The organism is Burkholderia sp. MS389, assembly GCF_016899425.1.
Taxonomy (GTDB): Bacteria; Pseudomonadota; Gammaproteobacteria; order Burkholderiales; family Burkholderiaceae; genus Burkholderia; species Burkholderia sola.
In genome coordinates, this window is the sequence record NZ_CP045995.1 from 1,192,592 (window position 1) to 1,212,273 (window position 19,682).

Sequence of the window (19,682 nt, forward strand, 5' to 3'; positions counted from 1 at the left end):
TTCTGCGGGGGGATTACCACCCTACTAGAGCGTTTCCGCCAAGCGAAATCCCATCGCATAGATCGCGCCCGGATACCATCCGTGCCGGCGCCGGCATCGCGCGAGGTCGCCGAACCGCGTGAAGCTTCCGCCCCTCGCAACGCGATAGGTGCCGCAGATGCGCAGAAGATCGTCATCAATCGTTTCGCCACCCGGATAGACAGCGTAGTCGTCGGCCGTGTATTCCTCTACGTTGCCGCCCATGTCGTCGATCCCAGCGGCGCTTCGTCCTCGCGGATACATGCCGACCGGGCTTGTGAACAACGGCCCGTCCTCGGCAGTATTCGCGCACGCCGGATCAAACTCGTCGCCCCACGGATACTCGCGCCGTCCGCCGTCCGACGCGGCGTACTCCCATTCAGCTTCGGTTGGCAGCCGAAACCGCCGCCCGGTCCGCTCGTTCAGCCACGCCGCATACGCGTCGGCGGCGGCCGGCGGAACAGTCCAGACGGGATGATTGGCGAACCACGCCGGATACATGCCAAACTGCCATGAAGTCGGCAGAAGGTCGCTGTGCGTCGCCTCGAGAAACGCGCGATATTCGGCGTTTGTCACCGGAAACCGCGCCAGCGCAAACGGCGCGACGTCGCACTCATACTCAGGACACTCCTTCAGGATCCATTCCCGCTGCACGCCGTGATGCGCCCATTGCGCCACCACCCGCTCGACCTCGTGCCGGCTCAACCCGAGCGTCACCCGCCCGCCGGCCAGCCGGATCATCTGTGGTCGTTCGACCGATATGCGCGGATCGCCGCGCAGCCCGAGCATCAGCCCCGCTGCGAAGCGGCGTTGGCGATCCGCCGAGATCGACTCCAGCACTTCGATCAGTTGCACCGCATCGCATTCGACCAGATCCTCATGCGCAGACAGCAGGTTACGGCCGAGTCGGTCGTGGAATCGGCCGGGCAAACCCATCGCGGTCCGCGGATCAAGCAAGTTCGGATTGCGCATGCGACTCGCCCTGCACAATTTCAGCAGCAACATCCAATTCGTATACGTGTCCGTCGTACGAACTCATCAGGAACGTGCCGGTCGCTGGTCCGTTGCAGATCGACGAAATGCCAGATGTCGTCGGGCGTACCGTCGCGACCCAGCGCGCGTCGATCACATCGAACACCGCAACGACGCCGGAATAGGAACCACTCGCGATGTAGCGCCCGTCGCGCGACGTAGCCACGCACTTGATCGAATGTTCATGTGGCGTATCAAGCGTTTCCATGTGCTGCTCCCGCCAGATGCGCATCTTTCGGTCCCGGCTTACACTCACGAAGCGACGGTCCGGCAACGGCGCGGCGCCGTTCGCGATCCGGTCGTGTGCGTCGTCAACCCGGCCAATCTCATCAAGGGTATCGACCGAGAACCACGCGGCGCCCCGGTCGGCGCACACTGAGAAAATGACACCGTCGGATACCGCGACAGACTTGACGGCGTTCGTATGGAGCCGCAGGATCCCGACCAGCACGGCCCCGCTGTCCTGCGCCATCCTGAATACGAGGCCTTCACCGGTATAGGTCCCGATTAGTGCATGCGCATGCCCGTCGCGCGTGAACGCGACGCCGCAATTGAGTGGCGAATGATGCTGATAGAGCACTCTGCCTGTCAGCGCGTTCATCACCTGCCCCAATTGGCCGCCGGTGAGGATGTGTCCATCGGTTGGCGTGATGAAGTTGCACAGGCTGCCGAGATGCGTAACCGGTTGGCCATCGATCGCGAACACACCGCTGTCGCCGACCGTCAGCCGGTGCCCGTCGTGCAGCGCGACCGCGTTAACGCCAGCCGTCGGTCCGACGCGGGTTAGGTCCCAGCTACCGGTGTCGATGTGATACACCGCATAGGAGTTGCCAAACGTCGCGAATGCCAGTGTGGCGCGGTCGATGAACGCGCACGAGCGGGCCCAGATCTCTGCGGGCAGTAACGCCGTGGCGATCTTGTCGAGCGTCTCGCCGACGTGCCATACACACAGTGTGCGGTCATAGCTGAGACTGACGAGCAGCTTCGCACGCGAGTTGTACACTAGACGCTTGATACCCGCCGCATGTGCGCGGATCGTCTCGACGCGACGCTGCGGATTACTACGATATTGCCCTCGTCGTTGCCCGCGTAAATACCGCCCGCTGCGTCGATCGCGATCGTGTCTGTTTCGACGCCGCCCACGTCGACGTCGGTCACTAGTTCGCCGGTGTCGAGCGACCAGCGTTTGACGGTGCCGTCGTCGCTCGACGAAATCAGGTAGTCGCCGCACGACGACCACACGACCGAGATTACGTCGGCGCGATGGCCATTGAAGCAGCGCACCAGATTGCCGGTTAGGTTGTAGACCATGATCCGCTGATCGCGCGATGCGGTCGCGATTAGTTCGCGATCCGGGTGGAACACTGCCATCTCCACGTCGTCGACGTGATCGGACAGCACCGCGTGCAGTTTCATATCGGGAAGCATCCATACCCGTGCGGTGTGGTCGCTCGACGCGCTAACGAGATATCGGCCGTCCGGACTGAACTCGACCTGGTTCGCCAAATGGTCGTGCAACCCGCGGCCCAGCGCGCGCTGGGTAAGCGCGTCCCATAGGATCACCTGGTTGTCGTAGCCGGCCGTCGCGACGAAGCGTCCGCCGAATGCGGCTACGCCGCTGATGGGAGAGCGATGCGCGATCATCTGATCACCTCCGGATTGTCCATGCTTATTGTGTGGTGCGCGACCCGCACCTTCGCTTCCAGATAGCGCCGATTGTGCTCGGCGACGAATACACCCGTCGGTATCCGCTCAGCGACGATGATGCCCGCCGCCTCGAGCTGCGCCTGCTTGTCGGGGTTGTTGCTCAACAAGCGGATCCGTGACACGGACAGGGCCACGAGCATCGCCGCCGCACTCCCGTACTCGCGTTCGTCGTCGCGAAAGCCGAGCAGTCGGTTCGCTTCGAACGTGTCATGCCCGTCGTCCTGAAGACGATACGCGGCAAGTTTCTGGTACAGGCCGATTCCCCGCCCTTCCTGCCTCAGATACAACAGGTAGCCGCCCGCGTCGTGCAGACACTGGATCGCCTCATTCAGTTGAGGGCCGCAGTCGCACCGGATCGATCGGAGCACGTCACCGGTCACGCATTCTGAATGCACGCGAACCAGCGGGCACAGCGGATCGGGCGAACCCAGCACCAATGCGAAATGTTCGAGCCTATCGTGGAGCCCCGAAAAGCTCACGATCTTGCCGGACGAGACGCCGCCGCCCGGCAACTCGAGCGGCAGCGTCACCATCGACCTAATGGTTGCGGATTTCTTCATAGGACACCGTGCATTCCAAGGTCGGCAAGAATCGGCCGACAATCGATGGCCACGTCGCGTGGCATGCTGGCTACCGTCGTACTTCGCGCATGCCGCGCGGCCGGAGCGCTTGCGCGTAGTTCACTACATGCCGTACGGGTAAGCGCCGGGCTCGCTTCCTTGGGACCTGACCTCGGACAACGCGTCCGCATAGCGCGCGAGCTTCCGGATCGCGTAACGGCAACGCTCAGCGATCGGATCGCCGGCGAACTGCGGCGCCGTTGTGAGTGAGTTCTCGACGTCCCGAATAATCACGTGCTCAGGGATGTAGCAGAGTTTCGTGTTCTTGTAGCCGCTCGACCGCAGTTCCGATACGACGTACGCACCGCCGACCCCTGCGCTAATGGCCACGATAAGGGCTGGCTTGTCCTCAAGGCTGCCGGTATCGCCGAACAAGAAATAGTTCTTCAAGCGCGGCGGAGCCATCCCGTTCCACTCGGGACAAACAAAGATCAGCGCGTCGGCTTCGCGCTGGTCGCGGCGTACCCGCTCGAGCTTCGCATCCCACGGCGATGCGTCGTCCCATACCGCCTCGTCCCAGAACGGAAGATCCATTTCGCTTAGATCGTGGATGGTGATGCTGGAGAAATGTGCAGGCAGGAAATGCTGACACAGGGTTTTCGCCACCCGGCCGCTTTGCGACTGTGCTCGATGGCTACCGCTGACGATCAATGCTTTCAAGATTCACTCCACGAGCGATTGCCGAAGGCTTTCGGAAACAATGCAGCATAATCGGATGCGCCTTCCTGCTTGTCCTTTCCTAGCAGGTTCCTCAGATGCGGCGCGAACGGGATGATAAGCGTCGCGACTAGCGCACAAGTGAAGAGGCTGCCCAGCAGCGCACCGCTTCCCCACCCGCGAGCGACCCAGCCGGCGACGTACAAGGCGCCCGGCAGAAAGATAGACGAGATGAACATGGTGTTGGCGATCACGCGTGTCCGATAGTCGGGCGGCGTCGCTTGAAGACGCAGCGCGGTGAGATTGGTCGCGACGAGCACCGACGCGAAGCCGAGCGCGAAGCCGCCGGCCACCACCAAGGGCACGACCCTCGCACACGCGAACAGCACGACGAACGCCGCAACGTGCATTAGCAAGCCGAGGACCACCGTGCCGTAACGGCCGAATCGTCCGTTCAACGGTTTCACGACGAGGGTCGCGGCCACGAAGACGCCGCATCCAAACGCACCGTCGACCGCGCCCATTACCCATGCGCCGAGCGTCTCCTGCGCGAGCTGGGGCAGCGCGATCAACATGAACGTGCTTACGGCGACCGTCAGGAACGAGTTGCCGAACGCGATCGCCAGCTCGGTCCGAATCGCGATCACGCTGAGGAAACCATGCGCCAATTCTCGGACCCATCCGCTGGACTTGCGCGACGTAGCACCCACTTGGGCACGAGCGCGCGGGCGTCCCGCGTCGGATGCCATGCACATGTAACCGCCGACGACCAGCGCCGCTGCGGCGAGATACAGCGTGATGGACGGCCCCATCATCGCAGTAACCGCCCCCCCGACAACCGGCCCGAGGATTCGAGACAGCGTGCCAAGCGCCCGACGCACGCGCTCACCGTCGACCAGTGCGTCGTTACCGATTAGTTGCGGAAGCAATGAGTCCGCGAGAGGATCCCGCGCGGCGTCGGCGAGTTGCGAGATCACCAATAGAGGCACGACGGCGACGAGGCTGAACGTCTTCAGAAACAGCGCGGCCGACGCGAGCATGAACAGGCACAGCGCTTGGATCGCGAACGTGACTTTGATCAGCTTTGCGCCGAAGCGATCGCCGAGCGGCGCCGCGAGCGGAACCGCGAGCAGTTCGAGTAGCACGGACGCGGAAATGACCGAGCCGAGCGCCACGGTGCTGTGCGTTTTTGCAAGACACCACCACGACGTGCCCAGGACCATCAGGCGCAATGCAAAATACCCAAATATGATCCCGCCTTGGAAGAGATAGAACTGCCGCGGCAACGAAAAATAGATAGGATTCTTGATCATGGTGTCATCCGGAACGGGCATCCGCGTCACGCTGCGTGAAAGATTCAGTGCTTCGTCTTCTCGAATATCTTCATGCAGATCACCTGCGCATCGTGCAGGCAAAACTGCTTCATGATCATGTCGCGGCCGTAGACTAGGAATTCACTCTCCGAGTCTTGGACTCGAATCATCCCCTTCGCGTAGTCGAAGTCCCAGTAGCTCGAACTCAGAAGTTCGCCCGTAGCAACGTCCCACACCATGATCAGTTTGTTATATGTGATGCCGACCAGAAACTTGCCGTTCTCGAGCGCGAGGAAATCCTCGACGGTGTTCGATTGGCCGTTGTAAAAATTCTCGTCATGGCGCCACTTGCCGGCGACGCACGTAATCCTGTCGATCGCGGAGCTGTGCACCGCGAGCAAGACGTCCTGATTCAGCCATTTCATCCGCTTGGGGATGCGCGACGATGTGTCGATCACTTCCTGCATCTCGCCTGCGTCGTCGCGCGTCAGAATGACGATTCGGCCCATCCGCTCGCCGACCGCGACTGTTCGGTTGTCCGGGTGGATCGCCAGCGACCAGAGCGGCTCGCTGGCACTCTTGAAGACCGTCCGGCAGGCGTCGGAATGTCGCCATGGGATCTCGACCAGACTGCCATCCTCCAAGCATGCCAGCACCGTCTCGGCGTCGACGAAGGCCAGATCGCGGACTGCCGCGCCAACTTCGCGGCGGCGGATACCGTCCGGATCGACGAGGACCATCGTCTTCGCAGACGTCCCGCAAGCCAGCTTGTTGCCATGCGACACCAGACGCTTGATGTAGTGACCGCCCGGGACGATGTCGTCGTCGCCCGGCGAGGGCCAGCCGGCGACGGTGTCGCCTACTGCGCGGAACAGCCCCCCCTCGCCACCGATCACCAAATCGTTGCCGAAATAGGCGGCGCTCCATAGAGCTGGAAGCGCCGTATGAATCGCCGCCTCCACGTGCCCGGTGTCGTAATCCACTTTCAGGAAGCTGCCGTTCCGGACTTGCAGGTACAGCTTCACCGCACCCGCTTCCGTGCCGGCCCGGATCCAGCGCAGCTTGAACGGCGCCTTGAATGCGACGCGCGTCGGTGCTAGCGACAACGGGTCGATCTCGTACACGTTGCGATCGAACGACGACGCGAAGATCTTGCCCGTCGACGGCTCGCGCGTCACGTGCTCGAAATCGTCGTTCGCGAATGGAGGGCCGATCTCATATTCGAGCGTCCGGTCGTCGAACCGAACTAGACGCCGTGCGTCTGTCGCGACAAGCCATGTGCCGGACGGCTCGCGCTCGAACCAGTGTATCGTTTCGTTGATGCCCTCGATGCGGGTCAGCGTCTGGTGCTCGCTCTGATAGTCATAACGCACAATGCTGCCATCAATCAGGCCAACCAGCAGAACGGTATCGGACGCCCATGCTGCGGTGGTCGGTGCCGCCGGGCTTTCATGCCGCAACGAGCGCCACGCGACGATCTGCATCGCATCGTTCAGATCGAAGATCAGCGTCTGCCCGGTCGGACCGTTCACCGCAATCCGATGACCACCAGGACTGAACGCTATTTCCTGACTTTCCGAAAAGGCAATCTGATAACCGTCTTCAACCATGTACTCGAGACTGTTGATCGACGTGACGATTTCAAGATTTTCATATGAAACCTTCAATATCGTGATCGTGAAATTCTTGTTCAGTGTGGCCACGAGATGACGCGCGTCGCAAACCGAGATGGCCTGAATCGTTGTGCTGCCAACGCTCGTCAGAGAGACAGTTTTCAGGTCCTCCGACTTAACCAGTTCTACACTTCCTTTCTTGTCACCTAGAACAAAAAGACCATCCTCTCTGAAATAGGCCAGGGAATTGATATGGTGCATGGTTTATGGTCGCGCATTCGTTCCAATCGACTCCGAACGAGTCGTTCCGCATGGCGTAACGCCAAACCATGCGGAACGACCTACAGATGATGCCGTTACTTTTGCGTGAAGATCTTAACCGCACGATCCGGGCGGGTTGTGCTCGTCTTTTCCATTTTCGCATTCCTAAATGTAAATTTAAGAACGCAAAAACCACATGCGCACTATTGGCCGAAATGGCCCTTCACGTCGCCGAGGCGAGGTGACCCACTGCCGGATCGAAAAGGTGGGGTCACCTTGATCGAACGGCGATTCCTGAAAAACTGAAAATCTTCTGCCTATTGCGCGAAGCGAATCAATGGAGAGCCGTCTCTGTCATTAGGTTCGCTTCGAATGTTCGCACGATATTTCCAGACAAAAAACGTCGCGTCAACATTTTTTGACCGCATCAAAAAAGTTTTGATGCACGCCAGATCCCTCATTATGAGAAATGTAATATATCGTTTAATAATAAGTAAGTTATTGATTTGTAAGTGTCTCGCTTGAATGCTGAAATAACCAGAGATAAACCCCGCAATGCGTTCAGTGTTGATTTCCATCGAATCTTGACCCCCACCCGTAACGGCGTCGAAGTGTGAAACTGCAGCGCGCGCTACGCCGCTGCGCACTTCGACGTTCAGTCCGCTTAGGAAGACCTGCCGATGAGCCAGCTTGTTCAGATTGCGCCGGGTGTCGTGTTCTCCGCCGATGTACTCGGGGCCGACTGGGCACGTAAGTATCAGCAGATCACTGAAATTGAAGTGCCAAACGGGCATGCGCAATCCGCAGCTCGGCGGAACCGGCCCGCGAAGGAAACCGATCAGGCGATCGACGAAAGCACATCGAGCCAGATGTCGTTGTTGTAGACGACCGGTGCGCCAACCTCTGCCCGTCCGCCTCGCATAGAGAAGATCAAGCGGCGCATGTTCATTGTTCGGCCAGCCGCTCGAGCTCGTCGAATTCACCAAAGAAGTCCTGCTGCCCTGGCAGTGCCGCCGGCGACCGACGTGCTGCTCGCGGCCGCGGATGCCCCGCTCTCTTCAACGTGCGCGCAATCGCATGAAGCTGCACCCAAATCTGATCTGCTTCGGCGCTCGACAAAGTGTCGGCCGCCACTTCGAGCGCACCAACGAGCCTCTCGAGCTGTTCGGGTGCGCCGGCCAGCACGGGGCGCACTTGATCGCGCGCCTTGCTTTCCCGATATGCTTCGAGCCATCGCTCGAGCAGCTTGCGCTCGTCGCGGGACAGAGTGTCAAGCAGCCCAGTCGGGACAGGTTCATCGACACGAAACGTACCGATGACGCATTCGCGCGCCCGCGCCCTGATGGAAGGCCGCTTCGGCGGCGCGGCCCGAAGCAACTTGATGAGGCGCCCTTGTTCTCGAATGAGCATCGTTCGTCTCTGATTCCATGCGATCACACCAGAGCATAACAAAACAGTACGTCATGGCCGGCCTCCCAGCGCTGGACCTGGCGCTCCTTCACGCCGAGCAGCGCGGCGGCCTACGCCCGGGCGCGCCGGCCACGCTGCCGCATCGCCTTGATCTCGTCGGGTGTCGGCCCGCCGTCGTACGGCGCGACTTCGAGCGTCACACCGCCGTCCCACTCCAGCGTGACCGGCTCGTAGCACTTCGCGCAGGTAGCGGCCGCGCCGTCGTCGCTGTCGTCCGGGTGATGAACCTCGCCGCGTTGGCCGCAGGCTCGGCAGCGATACACGTACAGCACGGACATGATGCCTCCTGAACAGAACCCGTCTTAAAGACGTGCACGAAAAGGACGATTACCCGGTCCTCGGTACTACCGAAAACACCCAAAAGAACCGTTCGGTTTAAAATGGTTGATATCATCACACGGTGTGACGGACATGGGCAGACCCAAGAAATTCAGTCGCGAAGGCGTGCTGCAAAAGACCCTCCCGCTCTTTTGGAAGTACGGCTTCGCCGGCACGTCGCTCCAGCAACTGGAACAAGCGACCGGCGTCAATAAGTCCGGCCTCTATTCGGAGTTCGAGGACAAGGAAGACCTGTTCCTGCATACCCTCGTCTACTACTACGAACATCGCGGTGCTCTGCAAATTCTCACCGCGGAACCGAAGGGCTACGGCAACATCGAGCGCTTTCTACGGCTGGGCGATCCGCAAGAGGACGGCTGCGTAGGCTGCTTCTCCGTCAATTCGATCCGCGAATTTCCGTCGCTGTCCGAACGCGTGCGCAACGTGGTCGGCGCGTATCACCACCGGCTGATGCCGCACATCGTCGAGAACATCGAGGCGGAGGCACACCGACTGCCCGCCGCGGCCATCGCCACCCTCGTGACGGTGTTCTTTACCGGTTACTGCATCGAACGCAACCTCCCCGCCGCCGCTGAACAGGACGCGGTCGGCGCATTCATGCAGGCGTTACGGCTGCTCTGACGCGCGGGCCGGGCGGCCGCCCATCGATAGGCCGACCATTTTGAACCGATTGGTTTTTTTAATTGGCGCCACATCACTTATCCGCACATAATGAACCGATCGGTTCAATAACGTGCCGATCCACAGCGGAGAGCAGCCATGAGCTTGAAGATTCACCCGATCAACTTCGGCAACATGTCGCTGGATTCGAGCGGCCTCGTCCTGTTTCGCGAACCGGGCAAGCAGGTGACGATACCGGTGCTCGGGTTTCTGATCACGGGCGGCACCGAGCCCGTGCTCGTCGATACGGGGTCGCGCAGCGTCGAGCAGTACGCGGCGTTCGGCCTGCCGTACGAAGTCACCCCGGAAATGACGATCGAGCATCACCTTGCGCAACATGGCCTGAAGATGGCCGACATCCGTCACATCGTGCATACGCATGCGCATATCGATCACGTCGGCATGACCGATCGGTTTCCGATGACGACCACGGTCGGCATCTCGCGCCGCGAGCTGGAATTCGCGGCCTCCGGAATCATGGGCCCGTTGATGTATACCGCGGCCGACACGAAGCATCTGATCGACCGCCTGCACACGCGCGGAGCAATCCGGCTGTTCGACGTCGACGGCACGTTCGAAGAGGAAGTCATTCCGGGCGTCGCGGTTCGCCTGTCGGGCGGCCATACGCCGGGGTCGCTGTCGGTGCTCGTTGAAACCGACGAGGGAATCGCGAACATCAGCGGCGACATCGCTTACAACCTGCAGGATCAGTTGATCGATCCGATCCTCGATCAGGCTGCGCACGAGCCGACGATCACCGCCAATCGCGCGATGTCAACGCTCGACGAGAAGCGCGCGATCAAGCGCGCGCTCGCGACGAGCCGCTTCCTGCTGCCCAGTCACGACGTGCCAGCGCTGGTAAGCGGCGGCAAAGTGGTCGGCGTGATGGAAAACGCCATCTCGAATCCGCACGCCGATGTCACGAAGGCGGCGAATTACACGCCCTTGACGCAGCATTGACCCGCCATGCGCGCCCTTCTGCGTCGAAGCGTCGGACTTCTGATTATCGCCGCGGGCGCATTGCACGCGATGTCCGGTCTGGTTCGGCACGCGCTCGGCACTTAGTTGGCGACCCGGTGCGTGCCCGTCGCAGCGTAACGGGGCGCGTACTTCTCGAGCCTCGAAAGGAACCCTGATGGCTACGCCCTTTTCCGCGCGCACGGCGCGCGCGCTCCGCATCCTCAGTCTCGCGTACTTCGTCCAGGCGACGGGCGCGCTGTCCGTCGTCGGCAGCCTCGATGCGATATCCCGTCAATGGGGACTCGCGGATTCGCAAAGCGTCTACCTCGTTACCGTGTTCGGCGTGACGTTCGCCTTCGCCGCTCCGCTGCTGCAAGTCGGTTTCGGCCATCTGCGGCGCCGGCGCCAGGTACTGCTCGGCCTGGCGCTGTTCAGTGCGGCAGCGCTCCTCCTCGCGGCCGCGCCGAATTACCCGGTGCTGCTGCTGTCACGCGTGCTGATGGGGCTCGGTGCAGGTTTCATCGGCCCCGTACTCGGCGCATTGGGCTCGAGCCTCGTCGAGCGCGACCAGCAAGGCAGCGCGATTGCGAGCGTGCTGCTCGGCCTGAGCGTCGCGGGCCTGGTGGGAATGCCGCTGTCCGCATGGATCGCGCACGCGTGGGGCGCACGGTCGCTTTTCGTCGCGGTCGGGCTCGCCGGCGCCGCGACCGCCGCGCTCATCGTCTGGGCCGTGCCCGACACGAGCAAAGGCGAGAACATCGAATTCTCGACGATGGTCTCGCTTCTGACGCGCATCGATACGCTCAGTGCGTTCCTCGTCGTGTTCTTCATCGCGGCCGGCGTCTATTCGACGTACGCCTTTATCGCGCCCATCATCCGCGACGTGTTCCACGCGGGCGCCGACATGGTGTCGACCTCCCTCGTGGTGCTCGGCGTAGCAGGCGTCGCGGGCAACCTCTTCGTCACGCGCGCCGCCCGGCGCCATAGCGCGGAAGCCGTGCTGCTCGCCGGCCTGGCGCTGCTCGCGGCGGACCTGGTGTTTCTCTGGTTTACGCCGCCGAGCCTGCACCTTCTTTTCGTCGCGCTGACGGCGTGGGCATTCGCAACCGATCTGCTGTGGCCGTCGCAGCAACGGCGCATCGTCGAGCTGATGCCGCACTGGCGCGGCATTGCGTTGGCCCTGACCGCATCGTTCGTGTTTTGCGGAATCGGCGTCGGGTCCGCCGTCGCGGGGTGGGTCTATCCCGCGTTCGGCCTGACGGGGTCGATCGGCAGCTCGCTGGTCTTTCTTGCACTGGCGACGGGCAGCCTGCTCGTGTCCCGTGCGTCGGTCAAGATCAAGGCCGGTGCCGCCGTGCACGCGCCATCCCTTCCGTCATAGGCGGCCGGCGCATCGCGCCGGCATGTGCGCATGCCGCCATCTCGTGAACGTCGGATGCCGACGGGGCACCGCGCATGGCAGTGCCGACCCGGTGCGGGCGGATGCCTTTTTCCGTTTGTCGCAGAAACTGTTTCTCGGTGTTTCGGGCTACACCGCGGCAAAGCGGCCGACGACAATTCGGATACCACTCCCATGCACACGAACCATGAGGCCGGAACCGCATGTTGAATGCCTTGTCAACCCTCCTCGCCAGCCAGCTCATTGGCGAGACGCTCGCGCATCTGACGGGTGCGCCCGTTCCTGGTCCGTTGATCGGCATGCTGCTACTGCTCGCCTTTCTCGTCAGGAACGGCGGCCCTTCACCGGAACTGGAAGGATTCAGCAAAAGCCTGCTGTCATGGCTCGCGATGCTGTTCGTGCCCGCGGCGACCGGCCTCGTGACAGGATTCCATCAGTTGACCGCGGACTGGTGGCGCATCGCCGCCTCCATCTTCGTGTCGACGTTGCTCGGCCTGGCCACGACGGGATGGATCATGGAGCGCCTCAGCAAAACGCTTCGCGCCGAATCGGAAGCAAAAGATGATGTCTGATCTCTCGCCCGTTTGGGCCGTGCTCCGGCACCAGCCGCTCTGGGGCTTGCTGGCAACGCTTCTCGCCTATCGTGCCGGCCTGGCCGCGAATCGCGCCATGCGGGGAAATGTGCTGGCGCATCCGGTGCTCATCGCCGTGGTGATCCTGGTCGCGTTCCTGGCGGCCACGGGCATCCCCTACCGTGACTACTTCGCAGGCGCACAGTACGTCCACTTTCTGCTGGGGCCGGCGACCGTGGCGCTCGCCATCCCGATGTTCCGCAGCTTGCATCACATTCGCCGAACGGCTCGCGCGCTCGTCCCTGCGCTCGCGAGCGGCTCGATCGTGTCCGCGGGCAGCGCCGCGTTCATCAGCAAGGCGCTCGGTGCCGCGCCCGTCGTGACGACGTCGCTGATTGCACATTCGGCGACGACCCCCGTCGCGATGAGCATCTCCCGCCACATAGGCGGCGACCCGTCGCTGACCGCGACGTTCACGCTGTTTACCGGCATCGCAGCGGTTCTGCAGATCGGTGTAGCGATGAAGGCCATGCGAATAACGGATGCCCGCGCGCACGGGCTTGCGGCCGGAACGGCAGGCCACGGACTCGCGACGGCGCGCATGCTGGCCGTCAACGAAACGGCGGGCGCGTTCGGCGGTCTCGCCATCGGAATGAACGGTGTGCTCACCGCCGTTGTCGCGCCGGTACTGGCGCTGCTCGCGCGATGAGCCACCCCGCCGCGCCGCTTCCGGCCACCAAAAATCACGGCGGCCGGAATCAATCCGGTCGCCGCGTCGTCACATGGGATGATTTCCGCTCGCTCAGATCAGCTTCTCGAGCAGTACCACGTGCAGCGTCGCCCTGCCTTCGAGCTCGCTCGCCAGTTTCCGGAATGCCGGCGCTTTGCCATGGATGTCGAGCGCGCGCTCGTCCCGCCATCGCTCGAGCATCGTAAAGCGATGAGGCGCTTCGCGGTCCCGATGCAGGTCATACTGCTCGCATCCTTCCTCGGTACGGACAACCGGGACGGCCGCCAACAACGCCGCTTCCACCATGGCGGCGTGTTGCGGATCTGCGGTAATCGTTGCAACGACAAACTGCCTGGTCATTTTCATCCTCCATCTCAAAGGGTTCATTCGAACTGCCATATCGTCGCGGCGCACCTCGACAACGTGCTTCACGCGTACGAAATCAAGCAGCGCCCGATGGGCGCTGCATGACGTTTCGCCAGGAAATACCACGGGTGAGGCGCCGGTCGACCCGGCGCCCGCCCCGTTCAGTCGACCGCCGGAAAGTCCAGCGTCGTGTCGTTCACACGGTTCACCAGATTGGTGAAGAGGATCGACGTCATGACGAGAATGATCTCGATGACCTGGCGCTCGGTATACCCGGCCGCCAGCACGGCCTGCAGCACGTCGGCGGGTACGGTGTCGCGCGTCGTCGCAATCGATCGCACGAACGAGAGTAGCGCATCACGCCGAGCATCGCCGGACGCGCGACCGGCACGGATATTCTTCATCACTTCCGGCGTGAGACCGGACATCTTGCCGAGCATCGTATGAGCGGCAAGGCAATAGTCACAGCCGGACAGCGCGCTGACCGCGAGACGCACCGCTTCAACATCGGCCTGATCCAGCGAACTTGCCGCGATGGCTGCGTCGACGTTCAACATGGCCGCGAGACCGGCCGGGCTGTGCGTGCCGATGGTCGCGTAGGCGTTCGGTACTTTCCCGAGTGCGGCCTTGATCTGACCGAATACGGCCGCGGTTTCGCCGGTTGCTTCCGACGGCTTCAGAGTAGTCAAGCGTGTCATAAATTCCTCAACGGGTTGAATAATGAAATGCCGGCTGGAAACGGCCGGCACGATGGCGGCGATGACGAGTCAGCGACTGCATCTCGTTTTTTACCGAGAAATAATCAATCCAATAAATGCAGCCACGAAAACCGCATGAGAACGCTCCGGCATCGCAAACCGGCGGCGACTACTCGATTACGGCAGTCGTCATCATAAGAAATTGCGATTTGAATCTGAATGCGATTTACCCGAAAACTGACTTTACTCAGCAACGGGCCTCGCGCATTCGCGCCGCGCAGGCGCGGGCCGTGCGCGAACGCAGCCGTATGCGCACGACGGGTCGCGGTGACGGGAATCAGCGGCCCGGCTCGCCCGGCACCAGATTGTTGGCGACGGACGTCACGCCTGCGACGCGAGCGGCACTGTCACCGGCGAGCTGCACCTGTTCGCTGTCGGGCACGTATCCGGTCAGCGTCACGGCACCGTGGCGAGCGAGCACCATCACGTTGATTGCATTCAGCCCTTTCGTTTTCGACAGCGCCCATACGATTTGCCGCGACAGCGCGCGATCGGCAGCGCGTTGCGCCTTCTTTTCGCTCTTCGTCGCTTCCTTCTGGCCGACGACCTGATCCGACGACGGTGCAGGCGTCTGCTCCGCTGCATGGACCGACATACCGAAAGCCAAATAGGTTACGTAGAGCATCGACGCAATGGTTTTCTTCATCATCTTCTCCTTAGCCAATGTGAGCGGAAAGTTATCCGGGGATAAAACCCGACTGAATGCTAAGAAAACATTTATCCGCTCTCAATGGCGTTTCTCCTAAAACAGCTTTCAATGCGCTCGCTGCATTCAGCACGACGCCCGTCGGCCACCTATACCGACGCATAGGTGCATTCATTATTTTCGACTAGCTCGAATACACGGCGAGACGATTTTCCGGCCCACATCGAAACGGCAAACTCATTGCATGTGCTGCTCGCCGGCCTGCGATCGATTATCGGCAAAGGGATCGGAAACCAGCGTCCGCGAGCCGCAAAGACCGACGCTGACGAAATTTCGGGACGGCATGCCGTCCCGCATTGGAGTGAGAAACCGATGAATACTACGTTGGGTGCCTTTCTGCATTCAGGCGCGCACCGCGGCGGCCGCGCGACGAAGAAGGCCGCGTCATGCCATCGCGTCGCCGACGTAATCGCGCATCGCGGCGATCATCGGCGAAATCTGCTCGCGCAGGTGAGCGTGGAGGTACCTGACCGCCTGCGAAAACTGGCGACGGTGCGGACACACGAGGCTCAGCGGCGCCGCCTCGCCTCGCTGCTCCGGCAGCAAGACCTGCAGCCGTCCCGCCCTGACGTCGTCATGAACGTCGAGCCAGGACTTGTACGCGATTCCCCTGCCCTCGACGGCCCAGCGCCTCGCGATTTCGGCATCGTCGCACAGCAGCACGCCCTTCACCGCGACTTGCCGCCTCACACCGCTGGTCGGAAACGACCAGCGGTCGTAGACGCGTCCGCCGAGCACGAAGGGCAGGCACTCGTGCAAAACCAGTTCGTCGAGCGATGCCGGCGAGCCCCGCCGTTTCAGGTATTCCGGAGCGGCGACGAGCACTCTCCGGTTGCTTTCGGCGAGCGGAAGCGCGACGTAGCTCGCGGCCTCCGGCGCGCCGTAGCGGATGGCCACGTCGACGGGATCGCGAAATACGTCGGTCACGTAATCGGACAACGAAAGCTTCAACACAAGCTTCGGATGCGCATCGCGGAATACGCCGAGCCACGAAAGCAACGCATTGCGTCCGATATCCGACGGCGCGGTGATGCGCAACGTGCCTTGCAGCGCGTGCTTTCCTCCGTGCAACCGCTCGCGCCCCTCATGAATCATGGAAAGCACTTCTTCGGCGTACGGAAGGTACTGCTCGCCTTCCGCCGTGAGTTTCAGGCTTCGGGTGGAACGCGCAAAGAGGCGGGTATCCAGCTCGCGCTCGAGCCTTTGAATCGCGGCGCTCACCTGCCCTGGCAGCAGATCGGCTTCCCTCGCCGCGCGCGAGAAGCTGCCAAGCGCGGCCGACCTGACGAACAGTTGAAGATCCTCGAGCCGAACCATTTTCATTCCTGGAGTGAAAGTCCTCCCTAATGTAACTCGTTTTTTCAGAAGTCGCGGTCGAGCAGTATTTCATCCACGCACAGGCGCCCGATCCCCGACGTACGGCCGGGCGCCACTCGCACACCATCCGGAGTTCATCCATGAAGGCGGTTGTCTACACACAGCACGGCCTGCCCGCCGAGCGCCCCGAGTCGCTCATCGATGCCGACGTCCCCCAACCCGAAGCCGCGCCGCGCGACTTGCTGGTTAAGGTGGATGCGATCGCCGTCAACCCCGTCGATACGAAGGTGCGTATCGGCTCCCCGACCGTGCAACCGCGGATTCTGGGCTGGGATGCGGTCGGAACGGTCGAGGCGATCGGCAGCAACGTTTCCATGTTCGCGCCGGGAGACAAGGTCTTCTTTGCCGGCTCGATTTCCCGGCCCGGTGCGTACGCGCAATACGTTCTCGTCGACGAGCGCATTGCAGGGCGCAAGCCCGCGACCCTCTCCGACGCTCAAGCGGCCGCATTGCCGCTGACGTCGCTGACCGCGTGGGAGCTGCTCTTCGATCGCCTGGGCATTGCCGAGGGCGGAGGCGACGGCGATGCGCTGCTGATCGTCGGTGCAGCCGGCGGCGTGGGCTCCATGCTGACGCAGCTGGCACGTCGGCTGACACGGTTGCGCGTGATCGGGACGGCATCTCGCCCCGAAACGCGCGCATGGGCGCAAGCGCTCGGTGCACATGACGTCATCGACCATACCGAGCCGCTGCTCGAAGGATTGCGCCGCATCGGCGCGCCGCAGGTGCGCTACGTAGCCAGCCTCACGCAGACGGACGTCCATTACCCGCAGCTGGTCGAGGCTCTCGCGCCGCAGGGGCGACTTGCCGTCATCGACGACCCCGACACGCTGGACGCCATGCCGCTCAAGCGAAAGTCGATTTCCCTTCATTGGGAACTCATGTTCACGCGCTCCCTGTTCGAAACCGATGACATGGTCAGGCAGCACGACATTCTCGAGCGCGTCTCCACGCTGATCGACGACGGCACGTTGCGCACGACCATGGCCGATCACTTCGGAACCATCGAAGCCGAAAACCTGCGACGCGCCCATGCCCTCATCGAGAGCGGCCGCGCACGGGGAAAGGTCGTGCTGGAAGGCTTTTGAAGCGACCCGACCCACCCTTTATCGCCATTCCGTAAAAGCTGGACAAGCCCGGAGAACCAACATGCATTTCCCGCATCAGCACATCACGAGATTCGCTTCCGTCCGACGCACGGCAACCGCGGTGGCGGCCGGCCTGGGTATCACGCTGTTCGCCAGCCCGTTGCTCGCACAACCGTCCGCGCAAGCAGCACCGCCAGCGGTGCAGGCGGCCGACCGCACGATCGGCGCGATGGATACGGTCGCGACCTTTTCCGGGCCGATGCCCACCGGCGTGACGGTTGCCGAAAGCGGCCGGATCTTCGTGAACTTCCCGCGCTGGGGGGACACCGTGCCGTTCACGGTCGGCGAATTGCGCGACGGTCGCGTCGTCGCATATCCAAACGCCGAGATCAACCGTGCCGATGCGGCGCACCCGTCCACGCACTTCCTGAGTGTCCAAAGCGTCGTTGCCGACGGTCACGGTCGGCTCTGGATCCTGGACACCGCCGCGCCCAATTTTTCGGAGCCGGTCGCCGGCGGCGCCAAGCTCGTCGCCGTCGATCTGGAGACGAACCATGTGGTCAAGACGATCGTGTTCCCCGCGAACGTGATGCGCGCCCAGACCTATGTGAACGACATGCGCTTCGATTTTCGCATCGGAAAGGCCGGGGTCGCTTACGTGACCGACTCCTCGCTGTCGGGCATCGGCGGCCTGATCGTGATCGACCTCGACAGCGGAAAGGCGATACGCCGCCTGACCGGCGACGTGTCGACATCGGCCGACCCGCGTTTCGTCCCGGTCGTCGAAGGCCAGTCTTTGAAAGTCCGCGACCCGAACGGGACCACCAAGCCCTTTTCCGTGGCGTCCGACGGCATCGCGCTCTCCGCGGACGGCCAGACCCTCTACTACTGCCCGCTGTCGAGCCGCCATCTCTACTCGATTCCGACCGCGATGCTGCGCGATCCGTCGATCAGCGACGCGCAACTGGCGGCCGCGGTGAAGGATCTCGGGGAGAAAGGGGCGTCCGACGGTCTTGCCAGCGACGCGAACGGCAATGTCTATGCCGGCGATTACGAGCACAACTCGATTCGCAAGCTCGAACCGGGCGGCGAGTGGCAGACGATCCTGCACGATCCGCGCGTGCTGTGGCCCGACACGCTCTCGGTCGGCCCGGACGGTTACCTCTACTTCACCGCGAACCAGCTTCACCGCCAACCGGTATTCCACGGCGGCAAGGACGAGCGCCAGAAGCCGTACGCATTGTTCCGCGTACGTATCGGCGCAGGTCCCGCACCGACCCGTTAATCCCTTTCGCCATCGCCGACAACCGGAGTCCCGCACATGAATCTTGCCGACGCCATTCATGCCCGCCATACCGTCAAAGCCTTCGAGGGCGGCAAGTCGCTTCCCGCCACGCAGGTCGAAACATTGCTGTCGCTGCTTCACCAGTCGCCGTCCTCGGTGAATTCTCAACCGTGGCACTTCGTGGTGGCCGCGACACCGGAAGGCCGCGCGCGCATCGCGGCCGCCACGACGGGCGCCTACGCGTACAACGAGGCCAAGGTCGTCAATGCATCGCACGTCATCGCGATGTGCATGCGGACCGACATGGACGAAGAACACCTTCAGGCCATTCTGGAGCGCGAATCGGTGGATGGTCGATTCAAGACCGCCGAAATGCGCGCCGCGCAGAACAAGAGCCGCCGCTCGTACGTCGACATGCACAAATACGAGCTGCGCGATACGCCGCAATGGATGGAAAAGCAGGTCTACCTGGCGCTGGGCGGCCTGCTGCTCGGCGCGGCGGTCCTCGGCGTCGATGCAACGCCGATGGAAGGGTTCGACAGCCGCGCGCTCGATGCGAGCCTCGGCCTGCGCGAACAGGGCCTGACGAGCGTTGTCATCGTGTCCCTGGGTTTCCGCAGCGGCGACGACTTCAACGCGGATCTGCCCAAATCGCGGCTGCCGCGCGAACGGATATTCACATTCATCTGATCACCCGAAGCAGGCTTGCCGCCCGCGTGGCAGCGTTCCGAGCTACCGTTTCGCGCACGCT

20 protein-coding genes and 1 pseudogene are annotated in these 19,682 nt (G+C 62.4%); 9 read left to right on the top strand and 12 right to left on the bottom strand.

The features are described from left to right. Window positions 1-24 precede the first annotated feature (24 nt). The 6 genes and pseudogenes from GJG85_RS21745 to GJG85_RS21770 form a co-directional block, all read right to left on the bottom strand. Window positions 25-990: an SUMF1/EgtB/PvdO family nonheme iron enzyme gene (locus GJG85_RS21745; protein WP_124631583.1), complete on the bottom strand. Its 966-nt coding sequence runs from the start codon at window positions 988-990 to the stop codon at window positions 25-27. Further along, window positions 968-2,694: pseudogene (locus GJG85_RS35310) on the bottom strand (WD40 repeat domain-containing protein). The gene GJG85_RS21745 and the pseudogene GJG85_RS35310 overlap by 23 nt, the downstream one beginning before the upstream one ends. Beyond that, window positions 2,691-3,290 (bottom strand): GTP cyclohydrolase II RibA, encoded by a 600-nt coding sequence (ribA, locus tag GJG85_RS21755; protein ID WP_239468995.1) that lies wholly within the window; start codon window positions 3,288-3,290, stop codon window positions 2,691-2,693. Before ribA ends, GJG85_RS35310 begins: the two are co-directional and overlap by 4 nt. Window positions 3,291-3,440: 150 nt before the next feature. After that, window positions 3,441-4,037 (bottom strand): NAD(P)H-dependent oxidoreductase, encoded by a 597-nt coding sequence (locus tag GJG85_RS21760; protein ID WP_176016976.1) that lies wholly within the window; start codon window positions 4,035-4,037, stop codon window positions 3,441-3,443. Beyond that, a complete protein-coding gene (locus GJG85_RS21765) occupies window positions 4,034-5,347 on the bottom strand; it encodes an MFS transporter (protein WP_143328909.1) in 1,314 nt (437 codons plus the stop codon). The genes GJG85_RS21760 and GJG85_RS21765 overlap by 4 nt, the downstream gene beginning before the upstream one ends. Before the next feature lie 44 nt (window positions 5,348-5,391). Then, window positions 5,392-7,221 (bottom strand): WD40 repeat domain-containing protein, encoded by a 1,830-nt coding sequence (locus GJG85_RS21770; protein WP_124631587.1) that lies wholly within the window; start codon window positions 7,219-7,221, stop codon window positions 5,392-5,394. A 680-nt stretch (window positions 7,222-7,901) separates the two neighbouring features. Between GJG85_RS21770 and GJG85_RS21775 the strand changes: the two genes are divergently transcribed. Then, window positions 7,902-8,105 (top strand): hypothetical protein, encoded by a 204-nt coding sequence (locus GJG85_RS21775; RefSeq protein WP_050018297.1) that lies wholly within the window; start codon window positions 7,902-7,904, stop codon window positions 8,103-8,105. A 61-nt stretch (window positions 8,106-8,166) separates the two neighbouring features. Here GJG85_RS21775 and GJG85_RS21780 read toward each other — a convergent pair whose 3' ends face one another. Both GJG85_RS21780 and GJG85_RS21785 read right to left on the bottom strand, forming a co-directional pair. Next, a complete protein-coding gene (locus tag GJG85_RS21780) occupies window positions 8,167-8,631 on the bottom strand; it encodes a hypothetical protein (protein ID WP_179233177.1) in 465 nt (154 codons plus the stop codon). A 110-nt stretch (window positions 8,632-8,741) separates the two neighbouring features. Continuing rightward, the gene (locus GJG85_RS21785; protein ID WP_235356167.1) at window positions 8,742-8,969 is read right to left on the bottom strand and encodes a zinc ribbon domain-containing protein; all 228 of its coding nucleotides are present in this window, start codon (window positions 8,967-8,969) and stop codon (window positions 8,742-8,744) included. A gap of 133 nt (window positions 8,970-9,102) precedes the next feature. On the opposite strand from GJG85_RS21785, the gene GJG85_RS21790 reads away from it, so the two are divergent. The 5 genes from GJG85_RS21790 to GJG85_RS21810 all read left to right on the top strand — a co-directional run bounded on the left by GJG85_RS21790 (window position 9,103) and on the right by GJG85_RS21810 (window position 13,330). Next, entirely contained in the window at window positions 9,103-9,651 is a 549-nt protein-coding gene (locus tag GJG85_RS21790) for a TetR/AcrR family transcriptional regulator (RefSeq protein WP_050012438.1), read from the top strand. A 138-nt stretch (window positions 9,652-9,789) separates the two neighbouring features. Continuing rightward, a complete protein-coding gene (locus GJG85_RS21795) occupies window positions 9,790-10,650 on the top strand; it encodes an N-acyl homoserine lactonase family protein (RefSeq protein ID WP_124631588.1) in 861 nt (286 codons plus the stop codon). Between the two features lie 175 nt (window positions 10,651-10,825). Beyond that, entirely contained in the window at window positions 10,826-12,031 is a 1,206-nt protein-coding gene (locus GJG85_RS21800) for an MFS transporter (protein WP_204384404.1), read from the top strand. A gap of 221 nt (window positions 12,032-12,252) precedes the next feature. Beyond that, window positions 12,253-12,621 carry a CidA/LrgA family protein gene (locus GJG85_RS21805; protein ID WP_050012435.1) on the top strand — a complete coding sequence of 123 codons (369 nt, stop codon included), beginning with the start codon at window positions 12,253-12,255 and terminating at the stop codon, window positions 12,619-12,621. Next, window positions 12,611-13,330, top strand: a complete 720-nt coding sequence (locus GJG85_RS21810; protein WP_050012434.1) for an LrgB family protein — start codon at window positions 12,611-12,613, stop codon at window positions 13,328-13,330. Before GJG85_RS21805 ends, GJG85_RS21810 begins: the two co-directional genes overlap by 11 nt. Before the next feature lie 93 nt (window positions 13,331-13,423). Here the strand turns inward: GJG85_RS21810 and GJG85_RS21815 are convergent, their stop codons facing one another. The 4 genes from GJG85_RS21815 to GJG85_RS21830 all read right to left on the bottom strand — a co-directional run bounded on the left by GJG85_RS21815 (window position 13,424) and on the right by GJG85_RS21830 (window position 16,498). Continuing rightward, window positions 13,424-13,717 carry a putative quinol monooxygenase gene (locus GJG85_RS21815; RefSeq protein WP_235590083.1) on the bottom strand — a complete coding sequence of 98 codons (294 nt, stop codon included), beginning with the start codon at window positions 13,715-13,717 and terminating at the stop codon, window positions 13,424-13,426. 161 nt (window positions 13,718-13,878) lie between these two features. Further along, window positions 13,879-14,415: a carboxymuconolactone decarboxylase family protein gene (locus GJG85_RS21820; RefSeq protein WP_050012432.1), complete on the bottom strand. Its 537-nt coding sequence runs from the start codon at window positions 14,413-14,415 to the stop codon at window positions 13,879-13,881. Window positions 14,416-14,752: 337 nt separating this feature from the next. After that, a complete protein-coding gene (locus GJG85_RS21825) occupies window positions 14,753-15,124 on the bottom strand; it encodes a BON domain-containing protein (RefSeq protein ID WP_235356166.1) in 372 nt (123 codons plus the stop codon). 441 nt (window positions 15,125-15,565) lie between these two features. Further along, entirely contained in the window at window positions 15,566-16,498 is a 933-nt protein-coding gene (locus GJG85_RS21830) for a LysR family transcriptional regulator (protein ID WP_050012430.1), read from the bottom strand. Between the two features lie 140 nt (window positions 16,499-16,638). On the opposite strand from GJG85_RS21830, the gene GJG85_RS21835 reads away from it, so the two are divergent. From GJG85_RS21835 to nfsB, 3 genes are all read left to right on the top strand, one after another. After that, window positions 16,639-17,646 carry a zinc-binding alcohol dehydrogenase family protein gene (locus GJG85_RS21835; RefSeq protein WP_050012429.1) on the top strand — a complete coding sequence of 336 codons (1,008 nt, stop codon included), beginning with the start codon at window positions 16,639-16,641 and terminating at the stop codon, window positions 17,644-17,646. 61 nt (window positions 17,647-17,707) lie between these two features. Beyond that, on the top strand, window positions 17,708-18,931 hold the full coding sequence (locus tag GJG85_RS21840; protein WP_204384405.1) for an L-dopachrome tautomerase-related protein: 1,224 nt from the start codon (window positions 17,708-17,710) through the stop codon (window positions 18,929-18,931). A 36-nt stretch (window positions 18,932-18,967) separates the two neighbouring features. Further along, entirely contained in the window at window positions 18,968-19,621 is a 654-nt protein-coding gene (gene nfsB / locus GJG85_RS21845) for an oxygen-insensitive NAD(P)H nitroreductase (RefSeq protein WP_089489583.1), read from the top strand. Window positions 19,622-19,682 lie beyond the last annotated feature (61 nt).